Annotated in this window: 24 protein-coding genes; 12 read left to right on the forward strand and 12 right to left on the reverse strand. The window is 43.5% G+C overall.

From position 1 onward, the window contains the following. The first annotated feature begins 6 nt into the window (after window positions 1-6). Complete coding sequence (locus tag MD588_RS07120; protein ID WP_265696343.1) at window positions 7-516, forward strand: hypothetical protein; 510 nt, start codon at window positions 7-9, stop codon at window positions 514-516. A 298-nt stretch (window positions 517-814) separates the two neighbouring features. Then, window positions 815-2,158: a sigma-54-dependent transcriptional regulator gene (locus MD588_RS07125; protein WP_265696344.1), complete on the forward strand. Its 1,344-nt coding sequence runs from the start codon at window positions 815-817 to the stop codon at window positions 2,156-2,158. 68 nt (window positions 2,159-2,226) lie between these two features. On the opposite strand, the gene MD588_RS07130 is transcribed toward MD588_RS07125, so the two are convergent. Together MD588_RS07130 and MD588_RS07135 are read right to left on the reverse strand one after the other, a co-directional pair. Beyond that, a complete protein-coding gene (locus MD588_RS07130; protein ID WP_265696346.1) occupies window positions 2,227-2,358 on the reverse strand; it encodes a hypothetical protein in 132 nt (43 codons plus the stop codon). Window positions 2,359-2,521: 163 nt separating this feature from the next. Beyond that, window positions 2,522-3,433 (reverse strand): endonuclease/exonuclease/phosphatase family protein, encoded by a 912-nt coding sequence (locus tag MD588_RS07135; protein ID WP_265696347.1) that lies wholly within the window; start codon window positions 3,431-3,433, stop codon window positions 2,522-2,524. Between the two features lie 356 nt (window positions 3,434-3,789). Between MD588_RS07135 and MD588_RS07140 the strand changes: the two genes are divergently transcribed. From MD588_RS07140 to MD588_RS07155, 4 genes are all read left to right on the forward strand, one after another. Next, the gene (locus MD588_RS07140) at window positions 3,790-4,035 is read left to right on the forward strand and encodes a hypothetical protein (RefSeq protein WP_265696349.1); all 246 of its coding nucleotides are present in this window, start codon (window positions 3,790-3,792) and stop codon (window positions 4,033-4,035) included. Between the two features lie 82 nt (window positions 4,036-4,117). Beyond that, a complete protein-coding gene (gene nrdD / locus MD588_RS07145; protein ID WP_265696350.1) occupies window positions 4,118-6,244 on the forward strand; it encodes an anaerobic ribonucleoside-triphosphate reductase in 2,127 nt (708 codons plus the stop codon). Window positions 6,245-6,335: 91 nt separating this feature from the next. Continuing rightward, the gene (nrdG, locus tag MD588_RS07150) at window positions 6,336-6,818 is read left to right on the forward strand and encodes an anaerobic ribonucleoside-triphosphate reductase-activating protein (protein ID WP_265696352.1); all 483 of its coding nucleotides are present in this window, start codon (window positions 6,336-6,338) and stop codon (window positions 6,816-6,818) included. 254 nt (window positions 6,819-7,072) lie between these two features. Then, complete coding sequence (locus MD588_RS07155) at window positions 7,073-7,336, forward strand: DUF2960 family protein (RefSeq protein WP_265696354.1); 264 nt, start codon at window positions 7,073-7,075, stop codon at window positions 7,334-7,336. A gap of 48 nt (window positions 7,337-7,384) precedes the next feature. Here MD588_RS07155 and MD588_RS07160 read toward each other — a convergent pair whose 3' ends face one another. From MD588_RS07160 to MD588_RS07180, 5 genes are all read right to left on the reverse strand, one after another. Further along, window positions 7,385-8,170, reverse strand: coding sequence for a hypothetical protein (locus MD588_RS07160; RefSeq protein ID WP_265696355.1), 786 nt, complete (start codon window positions 8,168-8,170; stop codon window positions 7,385-7,387). A gap of 137 nt (window positions 8,171-8,307) precedes the next feature. Continuing rightward, entirely contained in the window at window positions 8,308-8,589 is a 282-nt protein-coding gene (locus tag MD588_RS07165; protein WP_322784238.1) for a globin, read from the reverse strand. A 320-nt stretch (window positions 8,590-8,909) separates the two neighbouring features. After that, window positions 8,910-9,260, reverse strand: coding sequence for a nucleotide pyrophosphohydrolase (locus MD588_RS07170; protein ID WP_265696358.1), 351 nt, complete (start codon window positions 9,258-9,260; stop codon window positions 8,910-8,912). Between the two features lie 78 nt (window positions 9,261-9,338). Then, window positions 9,339-10,250, reverse strand: coding sequence for an EamA family transporter RarD (gene rarD, locus MD588_RS07175; RefSeq protein ID WP_265696360.1), 912 nt, complete (start codon window positions 10,248-10,250; stop codon window positions 9,339-9,341). 178 nt (window positions 10,251-10,428) lie between these two features. Continuing rightward, complete coding sequence (locus MD588_RS07180) at window positions 10,429-11,025, reverse strand: class I SAM-dependent methyltransferase (RefSeq protein WP_265696361.1); 597 nt, start codon at window positions 11,023-11,025, stop codon at window positions 10,429-10,431. 236 nt (window positions 11,026-11,261) lie between these two features. Here MD588_RS07180 and MD588_RS07185 point away from each other — a divergent pair, with 236 nt between their 5' ends. The 4 genes from MD588_RS07185 (at window position 11,262) to MD588_RS07200 (ending at window position 14,035) form a co-directional block, all read left to right on the forward strand. Then, entirely contained in the window at window positions 11,262-11,615 is a 354-nt protein-coding gene (locus MD588_RS07185; RefSeq protein ID WP_265696363.1) for a DUF2750 domain-containing protein, read from the forward strand. A gap of 346 nt (window positions 11,616-11,961) precedes the next feature. Continuing rightward, window positions 11,962-12,210, forward strand: coding sequence for a hypothetical protein (locus tag MD588_RS07190; RefSeq protein ID WP_265696366.1), 249 nt, complete (start codon window positions 11,962-11,964; stop codon window positions 12,208-12,210). A gap of 130 nt (window positions 12,211-12,340) precedes the next feature. Next, complete coding sequence (locus tag MD588_RS07195; RefSeq protein ID WP_265696368.1) at window positions 12,341-12,931, forward strand: TetR/AcrR family transcriptional regulator; 591 nt, start codon at window positions 12,341-12,343, stop codon at window positions 12,929-12,931. A 255-nt stretch (window positions 12,932-13,186) separates the two neighbouring features. Then, entirely contained in the window at window positions 13,187-14,035 is an 849-nt protein-coding gene (locus MD588_RS07200; RefSeq protein WP_265696370.1) for an alpha/beta hydrolase, read from the forward strand. A gap of 63 nt (window positions 14,036-14,098) precedes the next feature. On the opposite strand, the gene MD588_RS07205 is transcribed toward MD588_RS07200, so the two are convergent. Next, window positions 14,099-14,854, reverse strand: a complete 756-nt coding sequence (locus MD588_RS07205) for a 1-acylglycerol-3-phosphate O-acyltransferase (RefSeq protein ID WP_265696372.1) — start codon at window positions 14,852-14,854, stop codon at window positions 14,099-14,101. 572 nt (window positions 14,855-15,426) lie between these two features. After that, window positions 15,427-15,915: a GNAT family N-acetyltransferase gene (locus MD588_RS07210; RefSeq protein ID WP_265696373.1), complete on the reverse strand. Its 489-nt coding sequence runs from the start codon at window positions 15,913-15,915 to the stop codon at window positions 15,427-15,429. 250 nt (window positions 15,916-16,165) lie between these two features. On the opposite strand from MD588_RS07210, the gene MD588_RS07215 reads away from it, so the two are divergent. Both MD588_RS07215 and MD588_RS07220 read left to right on the forward strand, forming a co-directional pair. After that, complete coding sequence (locus MD588_RS07215; protein ID WP_407676554.1) at window positions 16,166-16,693, forward strand: NlpC/P60 family protein; 528 nt, start codon at window positions 16,166-16,168, stop codon at window positions 16,691-16,693. 105 nt (window positions 16,694-16,798) lie between these two features. Next, the gene (locus MD588_RS07220) at window positions 16,799-17,320 is read left to right on the forward strand and encodes an aminoacyl-tRNA deacylase (protein ID WP_265696375.1); all 522 of its coding nucleotides are present in this window, start codon (window positions 16,799-16,801) and stop codon (window positions 17,318-17,320) included. A 96-nt stretch (window positions 17,321-17,416) separates the two neighbouring features. Here MD588_RS07220 and MD588_RS07225 read toward each other — a convergent pair whose 3' ends face one another. From MD588_RS07225 to MD588_RS07235, 3 genes are all read right to left on the reverse strand, one after another. Next, a complete protein-coding gene (locus tag MD588_RS07225; protein WP_265696376.1) occupies window positions 17,417-17,965 on the reverse strand; it encodes a protein disulfide oxidoreductase in 549 nt (182 codons plus the stop codon). A 3-nt stretch (window positions 17,966-17,968) separates the two neighbouring features. After that, window positions 17,969-20,071, reverse strand: a complete 2,103-nt coding sequence (locus MD588_RS07230) for a protein-disulfide reductase DsbD family protein (protein ID WP_265696377.1) — start codon at window positions 20,069-20,071, stop codon at window positions 17,969-17,971. A 69-nt stretch (window positions 20,072-20,140) separates the two neighbouring features. After that, complete coding sequence (locus tag MD588_RS07235; RefSeq protein WP_265696380.1) at window positions 20,141-20,527, reverse strand: hypothetical protein; 387 nt, start codon at window positions 20,525-20,527, stop codon at window positions 20,141-20,143. Window positions 20,528-20,629: the final 102 nt, after the last annotated feature.

The raw sequence follows: 20,629 nt of genomic DNA on the forward strand, positions 1-20,629 counted from the left end.
GCTAGTATGAAAAAATTTACTCGTATATTCGTCGCAACGACGATAGGAGGTGCTGCTATTGCAGCAAATGCTTCCATCTCGTTTCCTACTATTGATGAGATGGAGTTAGCTCCATTGTCAGATAATGAGATGTCTTTAATGCGAGGGGGTTTTGTTACGATCAATGACAGTGTTATAAATATTGGCCTTACCATGACTACAACCATTAACGGCGAGACTGTCTTATCCACTCATATTGCAGATTTCACCATCAATAATGGTTTGCTTGTAAGCCACTCAGGAACCGAAGTAATCGATGGTTATAATCCATTACAATATATATCCATTGGTGATAATAATATTAATAACGCATCACCTAGCTCGGAAAGTTCAGGTTTCATCATTCAAAATACCGAGGATGGAACCCGGATTTATAACCAGACAACGATGAATATTGAAGCTGATGTAAGTGCTTTTACGAAGCAGTCAATATACCGAAACCGGCTAGAAAATTCCATTCTATATACTGGCTACTAAACGAGTGGCATATTAATTTTTTGTTTTTTTAGTGTTTTTTTGTCTTTAAATAAGGTACAGCATTCATGCTGTACCTTTTTTGTTGTTAGTAATTTAATCTAATTCAAGAAGTTCAAATAATTATTGTAAAATGTTACTCTTACAAGCATTTGATTTATATTGACTATTTATTGTTTTTTTTATAGTTACTGATGTTACAAGACTATTCTTACATCTGATACCCTGCAAAGGTGCGGTTTATTGCCTATATTTTTTAAGACATCAACAATAATATGCACATTGATAGAAGGTGACTTCAATGGTGGCTCAATGTCAAAATAAATCAATTAATGGTCGATTGGTTGCAATTGGATGTAACTACGAACCTTGGATTGCGCTTCTTGAACAATCTGGTTGGAAAACCCACTGCTGCTATGACCTGCGTACGGCTGACTCAATACTGGAAGAGTACAGCCCATGTATTTGCATTGTTGATTTAAGCAATAATGATTTTAGCTTAAATAGCATTTCTTTAAGGGCAAACAAAACTAAACAAGTTAAGTGGATTGCGATAATAAAAAAAGAGCAGTTAAAAACAGATGCTATCTGTCAATTTATTAATAATTTTTGTGTGGACTTTTTTTCAGTTCCGATCCCCGGAAGTCAACTACTTGATACTGTAGGTCATCAACTGGGGATGCTTGAAATTGAGGCAAGTTCATGGGTTGAGATTACTTCTCAGCATGATATGGGGCTATTTGGCGAGTCAAAGTCGATCAAACAACTTCGTGATATGGTCCGTAGAGTTGCCTTAACAGAGGTAAATGTCTTTTTAACAGGTGAAAATGGTACTGGTAAAGAATTGATTGCTAAGTCAATTCATAATCTATCAAAGCGCAAGAATGCCCCTTTTATCACTGTTAACTGTGGTTCATTAACTCGGGATGACGAGAAAATATCATTCTTGGATGGCTCTTATACGCAAGAAGATGGTTCTTCGTTCAATGGCACTGTTTTATTGGATAATATTGAAGAACTCTCTAAAGAACTTCAGGATGAGCTCCTCACATTTTTACAAGTTCCAGCCGGGGATACGCTTGATGATGATTCCTCGTCTGATGTTCGTATAATCGCCTCTTCAAGCGCAGATCTTGAGTCGGCTGTGGCGAATGGTGAATTTAGTAAAGAACTATTCTACCGCTTAAATGTTTTCCACATTAAAGTTCCAACCCTACGTGAACGTGGTTCAGACATATTTTTGCTAGCGGAGACGTTCTTAACCAAATTTGCCAGAGAATACAGTACGATGGCGGCGACATTTTCGGAAGATTCAAAGCAATTGCTGTTACGTTATAGCTGGCCTGGAAATGTTAGGGAACTGATTAATCAAGTTAAGCGAGCCGCACTATTAGCGGAAGGTAACGAGGTTCGTGCCGAACACTTTGATCTGCCGAGCAAAGCCAATCTCAAGCAGAGTCTAAGAAATATTAAAGATGAAGCAGAGAAAGATGTATTGGTTGCCGTGCTTGAAACGCACCGAGGGCAGGTGGCATCGGCGGCGAAGGATCTTGGTGTTTCGCGTGCTACGATGTATCGGCTGTTGAACAAGCATAATATTGTGCCTGATGTCAGGCATTATAATAATGGCTACATACGAGAGTAAGCATAAAAAAGCCCGGTTATCCGGGCTTTTTTATGCTTGTTTAATACAATAAATTCTTTGATTAGAAGCTAGCTTACAACGATAACGTCGTTTGCAAGTTCATCATCACAGTCAACAGAAAGATAAAGCGTATCAGGTTGCTCAACCATGAGCTCATCTTCAGTTGGCGCGACAAACGTATACTGGTTTAAAGCGTCCATATTCATCCTATTTGATCTGTATGCTGAGTATTGTCTCTACTTTACCCAAGTGACTTCAACGTCCTTGAGTACATATCTATATGGCTTACAGTGCCAATATAAAATGACAATCATATTAAAGATTGAGCAAGATCTCATGAATCGAAATGGATTGGTTAAAAAATCACCGCTTCATGGTCGGGATATGAAGTACTAATGGACAGTGATCAGACAACTGGTAGCGTTCAATGAGATGGTTGCTGAACTGGTATTGATAGACCTGACCGTATTGACGAGTCTTCAGGCTTATCTGAACAGAACTCAGCGCATGATCAATTAGCGATTTGTAATAACGTATTTCTTTGGTTCCATCACGATTGGTATGGCGCACTTTGCACAAGGCAGTTAATCCATTGGTAAGGTTTGATACGGTTTGTGGCAGTGCATCATTGAGGGACGAGAGTAGCCACTGCTGCTTACTGTTTAGTTGGTGGTTGAAATCGCCCACTATAAGGAAGTCTTCATAGTTGCTTTGACGCTGCTGAATCCAGCTTGCCAGAATCGCACCTTGCTGCCTAAGTGTCCGACAAGACTGGCTGCCTTGCTTGTATTTTCTGCTGAAACAACCTGATTTTAGGTGAACATTGAGTAAGTGTAACTTTGTATCGGGAGCCGTGTGGATAATAAGATAGCTCCCATATCTGAGTTTTCTCGTCCTTTTACCATGAGACACATTGAGTGTTTCGAGATCGGGAGCATCGGTAACGCGAAGAGATCCCTTAACAGCAAAACCCGTAAATTGGTTCTGTTGCGGAAACTGCTCATTACGGTTTTTATGGCGGTCAGAGAGGAAGACTTTATAACCGGTACGAGGGAGTATAGCCTGGATTGCTTCAATACTATCAACCTCTTGAAATGCGAGGACATCAGGAGAGAGCTCAGAGATGATGTTAGCCAGGCGCCTGTAGTCTCCTGGGGTTCTTGGGATCGTGATACTTTTATCAGGCCAGGCGAGCCACTGCATGTTCCAGCTAACAATAATTAACGGTGAGGGGCTATCTTGGGGTAAGCGCTTGGTGGTCTGATGATTTGCCATAGTTTTGGCGTTGTTGTGTGCAGGAAAAGCCAAAATTAGGGCGAATAATAGCAACAATCGATGCATTAGGATTATTTTTGTAGTGACTGGTACGACTCTATTAGATCGTGAAACCTAGTGAGTTGAATAGGGGGGAGGCTGTAATTTCGGTAGATATTGGAATCGAGCTTGAAGTTTACGGGATCACTGAAGTTGTCAGTTACATGCAAGGGGGTGTCCCTCAATTATTTTTCGCCAATAACGATGGTGCAAAGAGTTAAGGGACAACCCCTAGCAACTACATGAGAGTTACCCATTCGTCAACTTGGCCTAATTGATAATCGTTATCCCATATGCACAACCCAGGCTAGCGCGTGATGATGATTTTCACAGGTTGTGATCTGCTTGTAGATATTGCGAGGTGTTACATTGCCTTGCTTAATTTGCAAGGAGTTTTTTGTGAAAAACTGGACTTAGAAGCAATTAAAATTGTTGACAAAAAGACACAAAAAAAAGCGTACATTCAAATTTTAGCTCAGGTTCAAAATCATCGGTTGTTCCCTGTACTGTCCTTGCTAAAAAATGATTTAGATCAATGTTTGTTTTGCGGAATTCTCGCCTAATACACCACATCTTGTATTCCCTAGATCACTAAGCACTATATTTTGTGTTTATGTGACAGTGTCATTTTCGTAGGAGCCCCGTGTGAAACCTGTTGTGATTAAGCGTGATGGATGCCGATTACCGTTTAATACCAAGCGTATTAAAGAAGCGGTACTTAGCGCTGCAGAGTCAGTAGAAGCTATGGATGAAGCATACGCAGCATCAGTAGCTGACGGTGTGCTTTCTCAGTTTATGTCTGCAGAGGAAGTAGACATTCACGCTATTCAGGACGCGGTTGAAAATCACCTGATGGTAGGTCCGCATAAGAATGTCGCTCGTGCTTATATCGAATATCGTCATGACCGTGATATCGAGCGTGAAAAGAAAAGCGCATTGAGTGCGGAAATTTCAGGTTTGGTTGAACAGAGCAATGCCGATCTTCTTAATGAAAATGCGAACAAAGACTCGAAAGTGATCCCTACTCAGCGTGATCTGTTGGCAGGTATTGTTTCGAAACATTACGCGAAGAACCATATGTTGCCTCGCGATATTGTTCATGCCCACGAGACTGGTCAAATCCACTACCATGACTTGGACTATTCTCCATTCTTTCCAATGTTTAACTGCATGATCGTTGACTTGGAAAATATGCTAACCAAAGGTTTCCGAATGGGTAATGCGGAAATTGACACGCCAAAATCCATTCAAACCGCGACAGCCGTAACGGCACAGATTGTTGCTCAGGTTGCGAGCCACACCTACGGCGGTACAACGCTAAATCGTTTAGACGAGGTGCTTGCTCCGTATGTGACAGCTAGCTATAAGAAGCACTTGAAAACAGGCCAGCTTTGGGAGGTTCCTAATGCTGAAGATTACGCCAAGAAACTGACCGAGAAAGAAGTTTTTGATGCTTTCCAATCGCTTGAATACGAGATTAATACACTTTTCTCAAGCAATGGACAGACCCCATTTTTATCAATCGGTATTGGTCTAGGCACGTCGTGGGAATCTAAGCTGATTCAAAAAGCTATTTTTGAAAACCGTATCGCTGGCCTAGGAAAGAATAAAAAGACAGCGGTATTCCCTAAATTGCTGTTTGCAATTAAGGATGGTATTAACCACAAGCCAAGCGATCCTAACTACGATATCAAGCGGCTTGCTCTTGAATGCGCATCTAAGCGTATGTACCCAGATATTCTTAACTATGACAAGGTTGTTGAAGTAACGGGTTCATTTAAAGCACCAATGGGATGTCGTAGTTTCCTTGGCCAATACATTGATGAGAATGGCCAAGAGATCCATGAAGGTCGTAATAACCTTGGTGTTGTTAGTTTAAACTTACCGCGTATTGCTATCGAAGCTGATGGTGATGAAGCTAAGTTCTTTGAAATCCTTGATAAGCGAGTGCAGCTAGTTCGTAAAGCACTAGATACACGTATTGATCGCCTCCGTGGTGTAAAAGCTCGTGTAGCCCCAATCCTTTATACAGAAGGTGCACTTGGTATTCGTCTTAATCCAGATGATGAAGTACTAGACATCTTCAAAAATGGCCGTGCGTCTATTTCTATGGGTTACATTGGGATCCATGAAACCATCAATGCGCTGTATGCAGACAAAGGTGAGCACATTTACGATAGCGAAGAGCTTCGTGAAAAAGGTATCGCAATTGTTAAGCGCCTAAAAGATGCCGTTGATTCGTGGAAGCAAGAGACTGGCTGGGGCTACAGTTTATATAGTACTCCTTCAGAAAACTTATGTACTCGTTTCTGTTCATTAGATGCAAAAGCGTATGGTGTGATCGACAAAGTTACTGACAAAGGTTATTACACTAATAGCTTCCATCTCGATGTCGAAAAAACGGTAAACCCTTACGACAAGATTGACTTTGAAATGCCATATCCGGCACTCGCGAGCGGTGGTTTCATTTGTTACGGCGAGTACCCTAACATTCAGCATAACATTGAAGCGCTAGAGAACGTATGGGATTACTCATATTCACGCGTACCTTACTACGGCACGAATACTCCAATCGATGAGTGTTATGATTGTGGTTTCTCAGGTGAATTTGACTGTACGAGCAAAGGCTTTACATGTCCGAAGTGTGGTAACCATGATCCTAAGAAAGTCTCTGTGACGCGTCGTGTCTGTGGCTATCTTGGTTCTCCAGATGCTCGACCATTTAACTCAGGTAAGCAGGAAGAAGTTAAACGCCGTGTGAAACACATGTAAGCGTATTGCCACCTCTCTCGTAAAGTCGCTCTGCGGCCAATATATTTAGAAGTGCCTTAATGGCACTTCTTGCTTTTGGTGAAAGATTACTATGAATTACCATAACTATTACCCTGTTGATGTCGTAAATGGCCCCGGTACGCGATGTACATTGTTTGTGTCTGGGTGCGAGCACCAGTGCCGCGGTTGCTATAACCAAAATACCTGGCGACTAGATAGCGGACATTTGTTCTCACAGGAGATGGAAGATCAGGTTATTCAAGATCTGAACGACGAGCGGATTAAGCGACGTGGTTTATCTTTGTCGGGAGGTGATCCATTGCATCCTGCAAACCTTGAAGCTGTGCTTAAGTTACTCCGCAGGGTAAGACGTGAGTGCGTCGGTAAAGATATATGGCTATGGTCAGGGTATAAACGGGATGAACTCAGTGATGCTCAGCGCGAAGTTGTAGCAATGATCGATGTGCTCGTAGATGGGAAGTTTGTAAAAGAGCAGCACGATCCATCACTGCTGTGGCGGGGAAGTGCCAATCAAGTTATCCATTATTTCAATTCTAGCGAGCTTGATTGTTAAGCTATTGTGAACTATACGTGGTAAATTAGAAAGTTATCCACTGTTTCTGTGTATAACTTTGGGAAAAGGGTGTGTACTCAGGCGAGTCTGACTTGGCTCAGTATCAATGACTAGCTTCGTTTTACTGAGGGTTATTGAAGAGGGTAGCAAGGGAGGAAAATTGTTTTGTTTTTTACTCGAATTGCTTTGATGCTCTTCCATCCATTAGTCAGTTAAGGTAAATTCCCAACCTCTTTTTTGCTGTTGGAGGCGTTATGTCACGCACCATTATCTATACCTTTAAGAAACAAGAGAAACAACTGGCGTTCTCTTACGGTCAATACCATACTATCCACGAAGCAGTTGCGGCGGCAGAAGGCATTGATCTGACTGAGTTTCTGAAAATGGAACAGCAAGTCGCAGCAGTTGCTACGACAGCCAAGGCTGCTAAAGATTTTCGTGATAGCCATTTCCGAAAGTTGGGCTTTGGTAAAATTACCTTGGCCAAGAAAGAACACCGCGGTATTGGCGAAAAATAATATTGCAGGTGATTGCTGCAATCATATAACTGGGTGCCGGATAGGAAGTCAGCACTCAGGCCCTGTTATCTTTGAGCGCTTTTTGAAACCAAGATAAATTAAGTAGCCCCCAAACCCAGCAAGCAGATGCTTGATACTGTGGCCGCTTACCCCTCCTAATGCTGTATAAAGCGTATCGTCGTTTGATTCTGCCCATTTGGCAATAATGTATGCAAGCAGTGCGTACAGGTAATACCTCCCGTGGCTATATCGTGCCCGAAACAGGCCAATGATGATTGGTAAATGAATGATAGGGACGACCTGAACCAGTACGTAGGCGGACATATCACCACGGCTTGTAATAGTATCACTAATATACCAATAAACGACCGAGAGAGCGCCATAGAGCGTTACAGGGACGAATAGACGTTGCCCGACAGTTGGTGATATATATTCGCTGAGAACGATGCAGTATAGAGCAACGAAAGTTACACTGAGTGGAATGCGATCGAGCATTAAGGTAAAAGCATTTGGCTCAAGGTGGTAGTTGCTGGAGCCGAGAAAGGTAGCTATCAGGCCGCCAAAAAAAAATAGGTATAGTCTGTAGCAAGTTGGGTCAATGATAAAAGTAGTACGGGCCTTTAGCCGCCATATACCCAGGAGACCGACCACTAAAAAAGGGATATTAGAAGCCACATTCCAAAAGTGTGGAATACCCAGCAAAGTGCGTTGATCCGCATAATCATAGAAATTGCTGCTTTGCTTGATGGGCGCAAAGTAAAGGGCTAGGGCAGCCATAATGACGGTAATAGTAAGGAGCAGCCAGATCCGGTAATCATCTTTAATCCTTGTCATAACTACCTGCTTGATAACCCGTGATTGCCAATAACAACTGAATAGTGAAAACTCAGTAAGCGAGAGTCTATTTTGCTAAGTACAATAGTATTATGTGCAATTGAGCGTTATGCCAGATAATGGCTGTAGGTGTGAGCTTATTCGCTAGTATCCTGACATTCTTCTTTCATGATCGCGATTCCCTGTTTGAAGCACTCCCGCCATGCCTGTTCAACGTCATGGTTATAGTTTGGATCACAAAGACTAACGGTAGTTAGCAGACATTCAAGCCAGATATCATAATCTAACGGGGTAACCCCAACGCCATTAGGCCCATGGCGTTTACCAAAATACCTGATCGAATCTCTGGCTGCTTCTGAGGTCGATGCTAGCAAAATCATTACGATAGATGCTTTCAGCATCGTGATTTGCTTTGACATATCAGTGCCTGCAAACATTTGTCGAAACTTATCATCTTTATTGCAAAAAAAATCATAGAAAATGTCAAAGAAGCGCGGGTTTTGATTGCACCTGGCATAACTATCGTTAAAGACCTCATGAACATCCATTCTCAATACCTCTAACTTTAGTGGCCACTTCAACATTATATGCGCTTGATTTCTTATTTAATGAGTATGATTAAATTGCATCAATGGCAAGTATATTTTTGCCAACTGTGAAACAAGTAGTAAAAGGCGCAAGGGACACACCCTAGGCATAGGAAGGGAGCTCCCTATCTGTAAGGGTTATTAATAACCCCCTACAGTTCATTGTATTTTTTTGCGCTGCCGTAACATTTATCAGCAGGATACTTTTGCCTGTTCTTTGCTAGCTTTTGCTGGCATGCCTGCATGACATCGATATCACATTTATCGGCTAGCCTGAGCAAATACATTAATACATCCGCGACTTCCTCCTCAAGGTGTGCCTGTTTGCTAGCAGGTAATTGTTCACTTTGCTCGGGGGTTAGCCACTGGAAGATTTCAATTAATTCACCGACTTCGCCACTCAATGCCATGGCGAGGTTCTTAGGTGAATGAAACTGCTCCCAATTACGCTCTGCGGCAAACTGTGCTAGTTGATGTTGAAGTTGTTTGATTTCCGAAGTCATAAAGCTCTTACAGATGATGTGAATGGGAATCAAAAACACCGTATAAGGCACGGTGTTTTACTGAGTCATCGTATTTTGTTAAAAACCGGTATTTTCGGCTGGATATAACTTTTTCCGGTACACTCCGAGTAGTGCCTCAAGGGTACAAAGTAGCAGGCCTAGCCATATGAGGCTAAAACTTACGGCTTTGACCTCATCAAAGATCTCTCCAAATAAAAATACAGCCAGCAAGAATTGCAGCGTGGGTTCAATATACTGCATTAACCCGACCATTGTCAGGCTTGTACGACTGATAGCTAGGGCAAAGAATATTAACGGAGCCAGTGTAACAGGGGCTGAACCGATATATAGCAGCAGGGTAGTGAGATCTGATGATAGAGCTACGCTGTTTCCTGATAACCCTTGAACGGCGATGAAGGCTATCGCTACAGGGGCCAGAATAGCAGCCTCAAGCGTAACAGAAGTCAGGGCGTCATAACGAATAAATTTTTTGCATAGGCCATAAATGGCGAAAAAACTACCCATAATCAGCGAGATCCATGGTAGCTCACCATAGTGCCATACTTGGTAGCCGATACCGGCAATGGCAAGTACTACCGCAATAGATTGAGCTCGTGACAGCCGCTCTTTGAGGAAAATAACACCCAGCGCGATAGCAAATAAAGGATTGATGAAAAAACCAAGGCTTGCCGCTAACACTTGATCATGGGTGATCGCCCAAGTAAATGCATACCACGAGACGCACATGATCAATCCCGCGAGAGCCGTGAACATCAGTGAGCGTTTATCTGCCCATATAGCCCTTATTGAAGGGAAAGGCCGACGCAAAGCCCATATTGCAATGAGCATAAATGGAACCGAGAAAATAATCCGTGACGCCAAAAGCTCATTGATATCGGCCTGAGGCAGAAATTGGTAATACAGTGGCAAAATGCCCCAGAGTACGAATGAAAAAGCAGCCAAAGCATTTCCGGCACGATGAGATTGCATACGGGTGATCCAAGCTATAACGGTGGAAGAAAAGTGTATATACCCAAGCTTGAGGTGTTGCTGGATATAAAGGTATTTTGTCACTTTAAAGCGGCTGGATAAAGATATTTATATGACAAATAGGTAGGCTAAATATAATAAAGGATTTTGAGTGGTTGGAGTGATACGCAACAGTTTTTTATTTTTTCATCGCAATAATAGTGTGTACCATCCATGCCTTTTTTTGGCCTGTTATCTGTGCCGAAAGTTCCTGTTTCTCTTTCCATGACACAATGTAGTACGATGAAAAAAGTTGTTCGAGTTCACTTTTCGAGTGTGTTAACACCGGGAGGGGTTCATTATCGGCTATGTCGATTCGGCCGATGAAATGACCGCAGAAGATCCCTCCGCTGAACAAGCTTTGTTCTATTCCTGCCCAGAGTTGACGAAATTCATCATGCTCACAGAAGAACAAACAGGCACTGGCGTTGATGAGGTTGGCACGAGGAAAGCAATAGTCAGCAAAACTGCTAACCTGTACATCCAGATTGGGGTTGGAAGCGGCAAGAGGGTGTCCAGCTAGCATTTCAAGGCTCTTAATATCAATATCAAACGCATAGACTTGATACTCTTTTTCAAGAAGGTAAAGAGTATCTCGGCCTGCACCACAGCCACAGTCAACCGCTATACGACCTTTGGTCATGTTGCCCAAAAATTGATGTGCTTCGATGATATGAGCGCGTGGAAGTAATTGCTTAGGGTTACTCAGGTAATTCAGCCAATCAACAATTGCCATGTCGGTGTCCTCTTTACCTCTGATTGCGCTTAGTATAACGATAGTGAAGTGTCATAATTAATCAATTATTAAGTGTTTTGGCTTTAGCGCCCTGTATGTGCGGTCTGGATAAGATTTAAATCACGATTGAAGCCAGAAGTTTGGTATTATTAATTAACATCAGGTGGTTAACCTTTTGATAGGTTATGCACTTGTTGCGACTGAAAGCCGTTAGGCAAATGATAAGAGAGAATAGAATGACTAAGCTAACTGCAGATATTCAAGCGAACTGTGACCTGTTTGTTACCGAAACAAAAGAAACCCAAGTTGTATGGGGGCTATGTAACGAAGAGGGAGACTGGCTATCTGTTGCATCTAGTGAGTTTGAAGACTCTGAAGTAATGCCTTTTTGGTCGAACGAGCAGGATGCAAAACTTCAATGTGCTGATGAGTGGGAAGAGTTTACAGCAGTAATGATCCCGCTGGACGTATTTGTTGAAGACTGGATGATCACGCTGGCAGAAGATGGTGTTCTGGTTGGCCTTAACTGGAATGCAGAGCTTGAAGGGGCTGAACTAGAGCCTGCTAATGTAGCGAAACTATACCTGTAATACCTATCAGCATAAGTATCTTTTATTGTGTAGCAACAGCCTGCTCATAATGAAAATTGACAAGCCGTATCTAATTGATACGGCTTTGTTGTATATGGGGACCTTATACCAATCTAAATCAATATCGGATCATTTTTTATGGCTGAAATTACCAACTACAGTGTTGGCCATTTTGTAATTAGAACTACTGGTTACAGCAATTTCAGCCTTGTATTTGGCTATTTTTTCTCATGAAAAAGTAGATTATCTACTTATCCAGATTGGTAATGTTCAGTTTGGTATTAATGTATATGGAGGGATTTATCGACTATATTTACAGAGAGTCATCAAACATGAGGGAATGGTCATGGTACTTTCTGAATGTCGCCAGATGATGGCAGAGCATACGTTGGTAGAAGCTCGGGTTGTGCATGATTTTTTGAGTGCAGGATGGAGTATTAACTTTCGAGATGCAGATGGGAATGATTACCCGGTAACTGATACTTACGGCATTCCATGCAGCTTTGATTCGTTGAAACAAGCAGAAGATATGGTTCATCAGATTGGTGATTGTCCAATTACAATCGACAGCCTATTCCGCTTTGCTGAACGCTAAGGCTAGGCAGTAAACATAGGGGAGCGATTTTGACCGTATTGGCCGTACGTTGTAGTTGATAAATAAAAAGATTGCCTTTAAAAGTACGATCGTGCTAAAAATGCGTAGGTATTATCAATTGAGATGAAGAATGAGTAAGGGACGCATCACCCGCGAACATATTTTAAAAACTGCTTTTGATTTAGCCAGTAAAGATGGCTTAGACAGTTTGACAATCGGCCAGTTGGCCAAGGCGTCGGGGATGTCGAAAAGTGGCCTGTTTGCTCATTTTAATTCAAAGGAAAACCTGCAGATTGCGGTATTGGAATATACGGGTGAGTATTTTGCACATCGGGTGATCCAACCAGCACGTCTTTCTGAACCGGAGAACATCGAGAAGAAATTACGACTTTTGTTACAGAATTGGCTGGATTGGAATCAGTCTTTTCAGGGGAGTTGTATGTTTCTGGATGCTTGGAAGGATGGATGTGAGAGCAATGATCCAGTGCAGCAGGCATTGGTGAAGATGACACGTCGCTGGTTGGATTATTTATGCCGTCAGGTTGAAAAAGCGAAGCAAAATGGTGAGTTAAAACGGGATCTTGATAACTGGCAGTTCGTATATCGATTATATGGCGTTTATCTGAGCAGTCATCTGTTTCGTTCATTGTCGTTGGAAACGGCAGAGCACCAGCGCTTTTGGCTTGGCATTGATGAGTTACTGCATGAGTGGCGGGTGTAAGGCCTTGCCCTCTGTAGTTTAACGACTAGTTAGTTTCACACGATCAGTTATACCAATCTAAATAAATATCTGATTATTTTTCATGGTTAAAATTACCAACTACAGTGTTGGTAATTTTGTAATTAGAGCCTCTAGTTACTGCAATTTCCGCCTTGTATTTGGAAATTTTTCCTCATGAAAAGTAGACCATCTACTTATCCAGATTGGTATTATTATTTACAATAAAAAAGCACGACCGTACTTTTTGAGGTGGTTATGAGTAGTAAAATTTATTTTAAGCAGGGTAAGCGCTTTAACATACGTCGGGGGATGATTAACCTGACAACACGTTTACACCATACAGTCGCCCCCAACCACGCCCGGAAAGTAGCTCGAGATCTGCTATTGACGCCGGAGCGGGAGCAGCGTGCCGTTATTGAGCCGGAAGGGCTGATTCGACGTCATATTGAGACGGCTGAAGGGAAAATGATGACTTATCAACTAGGTACCGGGCCTACCTGGATCCTTGGTCATGGTTGGTCCGGTTCATCAAGCCAGTTCTACTCATTGATGGAACATATTGCCGCATGTGGCTATACCGCACTGGCGTTTGATAATCCGGCACACGGTGAGAGTGAGGGACAGCATGGTCATTTACCGGGTTTTGTAAAAGCGTTTGATGGGATACTTGATCAGCAGTCCAGCATTGCTGGTGTGGTTGCGCACAGCATGGGAGGCGCGATGGTACTAGAGAGTCGCCACCCTCTACTGCAGGATAAACCTATTTTGCTGGTGGCCCCGGTATTGAACTATACCGAGAATCTGGTTAATACCGTAAAACGTTCTGGTTACTCAATGAAATTGTTTGACGAAGTTGTCGGAGAAATTGCTGATACCTACCAGTATTCATTGGATTCGATTGATCCGCTCTCAAGATTAAAAGAACATCCTGCTGCGACTGTCATTGTACATGACAAGAATGACCGCTTTGCTTCATTTGAGTATTCTGAACAGGCCAGTGAATGTGAACATGTTCGTTTAGTTGCTACTGAAGGATTAGGACATGGGCGGATACTAAAGAGTGCACCGCTCCGTGATGCCTTTGATCTGCTGATCAACAGATAGAAAAAAGAGCATCAATTGATGCTCTTTCTGATTCGGCTAGTGAGTAGCAGGAAAAGCTCGATATTAGCTTGATCTTGCCTGCACTTGGGTTCGTTCTAATTCCAAGCGCTCGACTTCGGCATCTAATTCCGCAATCTTGTTTGCCATCAGCGTATGACAGTAATCTGCCAGTTGACGCGCATCGTTCATATCATATTGTGAAACATCGATAGGCTCGAGCATTTCAGTAATTACGATACCATTATCGCGGCGGTTGAGCGAAATCTTATTGTGGGTCGAACTAACACACATAGGCACGATCGGAACGCCAGCCTCAATAGCCATTCGGAATGCTCCAGTCTTGAATGGTAGCAGGCCGCGGCCTTTGCTTCGCGTACCTTCTGGGTACATCCATACCGACAGGTTACGCTTATGGATGGCTTCTGCCACCTGCTGTATGGTATTTCTCGCTTTTGATTTGTTCTCGCGATCAATCAAAATATTACCAGTGATCCAGTAAAGCTGCCCGAAGAAAGGGATCCACAGTAGGCTTTTTTTGCCGATTGAAACGGTTCGAGGCTCAAGCATGCCAGGCGATGTTACAAAATCGAAGACGTTTTGATGGTTCGAGATATACACACTGTTGCCAGTGTTAGTAACGTTATCTTGGCCCCGCTTAATGAGTTCAACGCCAACCAGTTTATGCAGCTGGTTAAACCAGCGACAGAAAAAGTGTACGTGTTTGGGATCTCGCGGGCTGAATAGACAGTAAACCAAGGCAAACAGCGTGGTAAACATAATAAATATCGCCGCTAATATCAGGCGGATAAAAGAAAGCACAGTCACTCCTTTGTATTACTCATACTCTATCTGAAGTCAACAGGTATACCTTCCTTAAGAGGTCAGATGAGCTGTAGGGCTATTTCACAAAAATACAACAAATCGCCCTAAAGATAAATAGAACCTAGAAAGCAATCAGAATACTGATACCAGGCTGAACAATTAACGGATCCAGTCAGGTATGAATACTAATCATCGCAGTAATCTATTCAGTTAGATCACTATGCTGATTGGTATTTCTTCATTATGAAATGATTTCACAATTAAGGCTAGTTGATGATGTTTTTTTGTCTGATTAATTTGTTGGTTCTGGTTGTTAATTGAGCTAACGCAAATCAAAGTTTGGATATAGCTACGCTTATGCCCCAAAAAGTCATATTTTGCATGTAAGCATGTGGTTTCATTGTGAAGTAAATCGCATGAGTTACTTTCAAACAAGAAAAATCTGGAAAACCTTTATAATTAAAGAGATAAAGAAGCATGAACTTAACACTGCAAGTGTGTTAAGTATCATCCCTTCTGTTGTGTGGAGTTTTAGAGGCGAGTGGATGCTCTGCCTCTTTTTTTAATCTTTATTTCTGCGGTTGAAGTACTTTCACCATGTTATAGCGTTCAAAAGGAATATTATTCCTGACGGAAACCTCCTCTTCGATTAACTCGAATCCCAGTTGCTCGAATAGGCTTTTCGATACTTTGCTTGCCGTTACGCTTATGGTGCTTTGGCTGTTGGCGATAGCAATGGCTTCGAGTGTCAAATAGATTTTCTTACCCAGACCTTGGCGAGAGTATTCAGGCAGCACATACAGTAAGGTTAGGTGGTTGCTTGGGTGGAGCTGACCAAAAGCAATTGGCTGATTGTTATTGTTAACAGCGACTAATGTATGGCTTTGATTGACTAAAGTTTCAAACTCGTCAGGGTACGAACGAGGGTAGTCGGCCCAGGTGGTGATTTGCTCTGGTGAGTAGAAATCTTTCCCTAATGTCGTTGCTGCACGGTGGTAGATATCGGCGACAGCATCGATGTCATCACTTATAAATGCCCGAAGTGGATATATATTCATTGATGTAAACCTTCCATGATTTGAGTTGGTGGTTTTTATAGCAAGTAATGTCAGGATTCGATAGAGCCGCTGTTCAAACCTGTGGATTGCTATACCCAAGTGACCTCAAGTAGCTTGAATCCTGCAACTTGAGGCCACTTGGGTATATACTCTTTAGTTAATACCAAAAAAGAGCTGAACCGTGTTGCCCCAAAGAGCTTTTTTCCTCTTACTTCACGGGTATTGGTCGATAACTAAGAATATTTGCGTGATGAATAACAATTCGTTTTTCTTGATTGTGGGCGTGTTAACCTTTGCACTTATGGGCTGCTCGACGGCACCTGGTAATGATGAGGTCTCAAAGTTAAATAATCCGGTGGTCGAGAGCAATCGGCGGCACAGTTCAATGGCAAAGCCGCTGCGGCAAAGCCCTGTTCCCTCTTTCAACTTGGTTTACAGCTCGTGGAAAGGTACACCTTACCGATTAGGCGGCAGCAGCAAGCGTGGTATCGACTGCTCGGCATTCGTGCAGGTGGGTTACTCGAGTGTCTTTAACCAGCGGCTCCCCAGGACAACTGGTGAACAGGCTAGGCTTGGAGAGTGGATTCCATTGGCGCAGGCTACGGAGGGGGATTTGGTTTTCTTTAAGACTGGGCGGACGATGAGACATGTTGGGATTTATCTTGGCAATTCTGAATTTCTTCATGCTTCAACGTCGCAAGGGGTAGTGATTTCAAGGCTGGATAATCCATACTGGCGACGAACATTCTGGCAAGCGCGCAGACTACACACCCAGTAGCCGTTGGTGTGTTCTCTTTACACATAGAAATCACTTTATAACCTCGCAAAAATGGCAAACCCCTCCCATACTTTTGCTGTAGGAATAATTATTCTGGAGGTGAACATGGCCATGGCACTAAAAGTAGGGCAATTCCTTAATAGTCACAACGTGGATTTTAGCCTTACTCAACACCGTCATACCGACACATCTTTCAGTTCAGCTATCTCTGCGCATGTTCCGACTTCGCAGGTAGCAAAAGCCGTCATGCTTAAGGATCAGAGTGGTGAATACCTTATGGCCGTGGTGCCGTCAAACCGACGGGTAATGATTGATAAAATCGGCCGGATGATGGGGAAACAGTACTTTTTGATCGGCGAACATGAATTACCGCAGATATTTCAGGATTGTGACCCTGGGGCGGTACCTTCTTTAGGGCAAGCTTATAAGATCAATATGCTGGTGGATGATCTGTTGCTTGATCAGGATGAGCTTTATATTGAATCAGGGGATCATGAAAATCTGATTCATTTAGATAATAAGCAGTTCCATAAAGTAATGCATGATATTCCGCATGAAAATATTAGCGGCTACCGCATGATGTTTTCACAAGAGCACGAAAATCGAAGAGGCTGGGACTGGGAGTAAAGTTTAGCCGGATTGAAAGAACACGTTATACGCTGTAGATAAGAAAACACCCGCGGGATTAACTATTCTCACGGGTGTTTGGTTTTTGGCGAATGGCTAGCTCATTAGCATCCTCAGCCATAAACCAGGCGGAGTGCTCACTCCTGTTGTAATTGAGCTGATAGTTCCATCTTTGATGATCACGATACTCGGTGTCGCCGTGATACCCCACTCGCGTCCCAATCGACCATTGTTATCGTTGATAACTCTAAACGAATAGTCTTGACTGTCCATATAGGCATTGAGGCGCCTATTGTCCCCGGATGTCATCGCTATTGTGACGACTTCGAAATGATCGCTCATCCAGTCAACAGTCGGGCTGACAAACTTGCAGGCTGGACACCATGTCGCCCAGAAGTAGAGCATCACTGGCTTTTTATGGCTCAGAGCGACCAAATCGATGTCTTCACCTTGAATTGTCTGGGATACCAGTGCAGGAACATTACCAGTCGGCATTTCTTGGCTGCGCCAATAGTCCATTGCTGTGCTAAAGAGTGTGAATAGGACAATGATCATCAGCCCTTCTCTGAGCCAGGATTTAGCTCCCCAGCGTTTTTTACCTGGGCTTCCAGCGTCTTGTTTTGGCTTTGATCTCGGTTCCTTCATCACTTACTCCTGCTTGCCAGCTGATTCGATGGCTTGAATAACCTCACTGCTAGTTAGAATAACCGGAAGTGGAATCCCTTGCGGTGCACTTGGTCCATAGACCATATTAAATGGTACGCCAAAACGTCCATTTGATTGGAGGTAACCGGTGACATAGTCAGATGGTTTGGTCCAGTCTCCTCGCATCAGAACAATATTTTCTTGCCCGAGCTTGGAATAGACGGGATCTTGCAGTAAGACACCAATCTTGTTGGCCTTGCAGGTAATACACCAGTCGGCAGTGACATCAACAAAGACTGTTTTTCCTTGTTCGACTGCAATTTGGATTTCATCCGTTTGCAGAGACTGCCACTGATGATCCTGAGGTAACGGTTTTGCCCATTGCTCAGCGGTAACGCTACCGACGATAAGCCCTCCCGCTGTACCTAATACCAAAAATGCACTGGTTAAGATTACAGGTTTTCGGCCTTTGACTTTTCCTAATCGCCACAACAGCGCGATGATTAATACCAGCCCTGTCGCGAAAACCAGTCCGGTGCTGAAAAAGCTCGTCATCAGGCTGAGTAGCCAGAGGCTGGTTGCCAGCATCATAAAACCGAAGAGGTTTTTAAGTTTGTTCATCCACAGCCCAGGCTTTGGCATTAGCCCGGCAAGTGCAGGGAAAGCAGCAATAAGCAACCAAGGGGCAGCCATACCGACAGCAAGCGCGGTAAAGATTGCGATAAGGGTGACGGTGTCTGCGCCTAGCGCAAATGCGACCGCTGTTCCGAGGAAAGGTGCGCTGCAAGGTGTCGCCAGTAAAGTAGCAAACATGCCCTGAACAAAGTGACCAACATGTGAGTTATCACCACGAGTCGCCAGCCAGGTGTTACTGTTGCTGGATAGACGAATTTCGAACAGACCAAACATATTGGCCGCAAACAGGCCGGTGATGATCACCATCGCACCGATGAAATAAGGACTCTGGAATTGAACTCCCCAGCCAAGTGCCTGGCCGGATAACTTAAGAACGATCAGGAATCCTGCCAGTAACCAAAACGAACATAGAATACCCGTTGCCGAGGCAAGGAACTGGGTGCGGATCTGGCGCCTTTGCAATCCTTCTGCGCTAATTACACTACTAAGCTTCATTCCCAGTACAGGCAGGACACAGGGCATCACGTTCAGGATAAGCCCGCCCAGCAAGGCGATGGCAATGATTTCGAGTAGACTAGAGCTCGTATCTACCGCAAGGGGGAGATCAGAAACGATTCCTGGCATTTCAACGGCCATATCGTTGTCGCTGAAAGTGATATTTAGCGTCTGATTAACTAAATCCGGAGTGCCAAACCAACTACTGACTTTCATCTGCGCCACAAGTTGATTGCCGTTTACATGAATGTCAGGTGTTAGAAAAGAGGAATCTTTAGCCTGCTGGGAGTTGCCGTCAACAAAGACATCGGGTTGCTGCCAACCAAGTTGGTTGGTTGCTACAACGGAGAGGGTTCGGTTGTTTTCATCCCAAGACAGTTGATCTACTGTTATGGCTGGTGACTGTTTGGGTACATTCGTCATCCCTTGATTGTAAAGATGCATGGCCTCCTGAGAGGGGAGCAGAGCCGATGGTTTGAAATCAAGGGAAAGTTCATAGTCGGTTAGTACGCAGATGTTCGTACATGAAGACATGGTTAATTTGCCAGAGAGAAAGACCGGCTTGCTCATGTCCTCAATATGCAGGCTCATTGGAAATACAATGTGCTTTTTATATCCTAGGGTTTCAACCCCCAGAAATTCGTAGCGTTTCGGCATAGGCCAGTGCCAGTCAACGTTGGCCAGGTTGTTTGATAGACTCCAATCGATACTCGGTGCGACACCCCCTTCACCCGGACTACGCCAGTAGGTTTTCCAACCGGTATCAAGCTTGACCTCTAGAAGGGCTTCAGCTGTTTTGGCATTAATGTCTTGCTGCCCGGTCAGCATGAATCTGACTTCGATAGGCGGGTGTTGCGGGTTTGTTATCCAACCCGTATGGTATTCAATGGCCTGAACCGAAAACGGTAATAAAGCGGTGGCCAGGGTGGTAAGCAAAGTGAAACACGCTAGCAAAGAGTTAAATCGTTTTTTCAAGGTATGTACTCCGTTAAATCTGTAACAAATCAAAGGCTGGTCTTATCCAGCAAGTTGAGTTGGTATGTCTTATTCTCGGAATACACATAGAGTCAGGTGGCGTCGCCGAGTCGGAGGGATCGGTTCCGTCAATACTGGTACTCGGTATGGATGACCGGTAAAGAGGGTGATTAACAGGAACAGAATACTGATACTGATGAGGGCGAGCTCGAAAGAGAGCTGGTGAAGTTGCAGCAGGTGATCTGTCAACTCACATTGCTTGTCGGCATCGGCGCTGTCAGTATCTCTTATCGTCTTAGATGATGAATCATTTGCAGATAGCTCAACGGTGCTGTGCGTATTTAGTGGGCACGACGGTACGATGCCGGTATTTTGTCCTGAGCAGACAAAAATGACCAGCATGACAAGTCCGAGGGACCATCTGGCAATATGGTGACGATTCACCTTTCGATTCATACTTGCATCCAAAATTATATAGAAAGGTATGACCGTGCTACACGATAATAGTTTCCACTTAGCGGCATTTTCTTTGTTTTGTAAGCTGTCTGCAAGTCGGAA

The organism is Photobacterium obscurum, assembly GCF_026191635.1.
In the GTDB taxonomy this organism is placed as follows: Bacteria; Pseudomonadota; Gammaproteobacteria; order Enterobacterales; family Vibrionaceae; genus Photobacterium; species Photobacterium obscurum.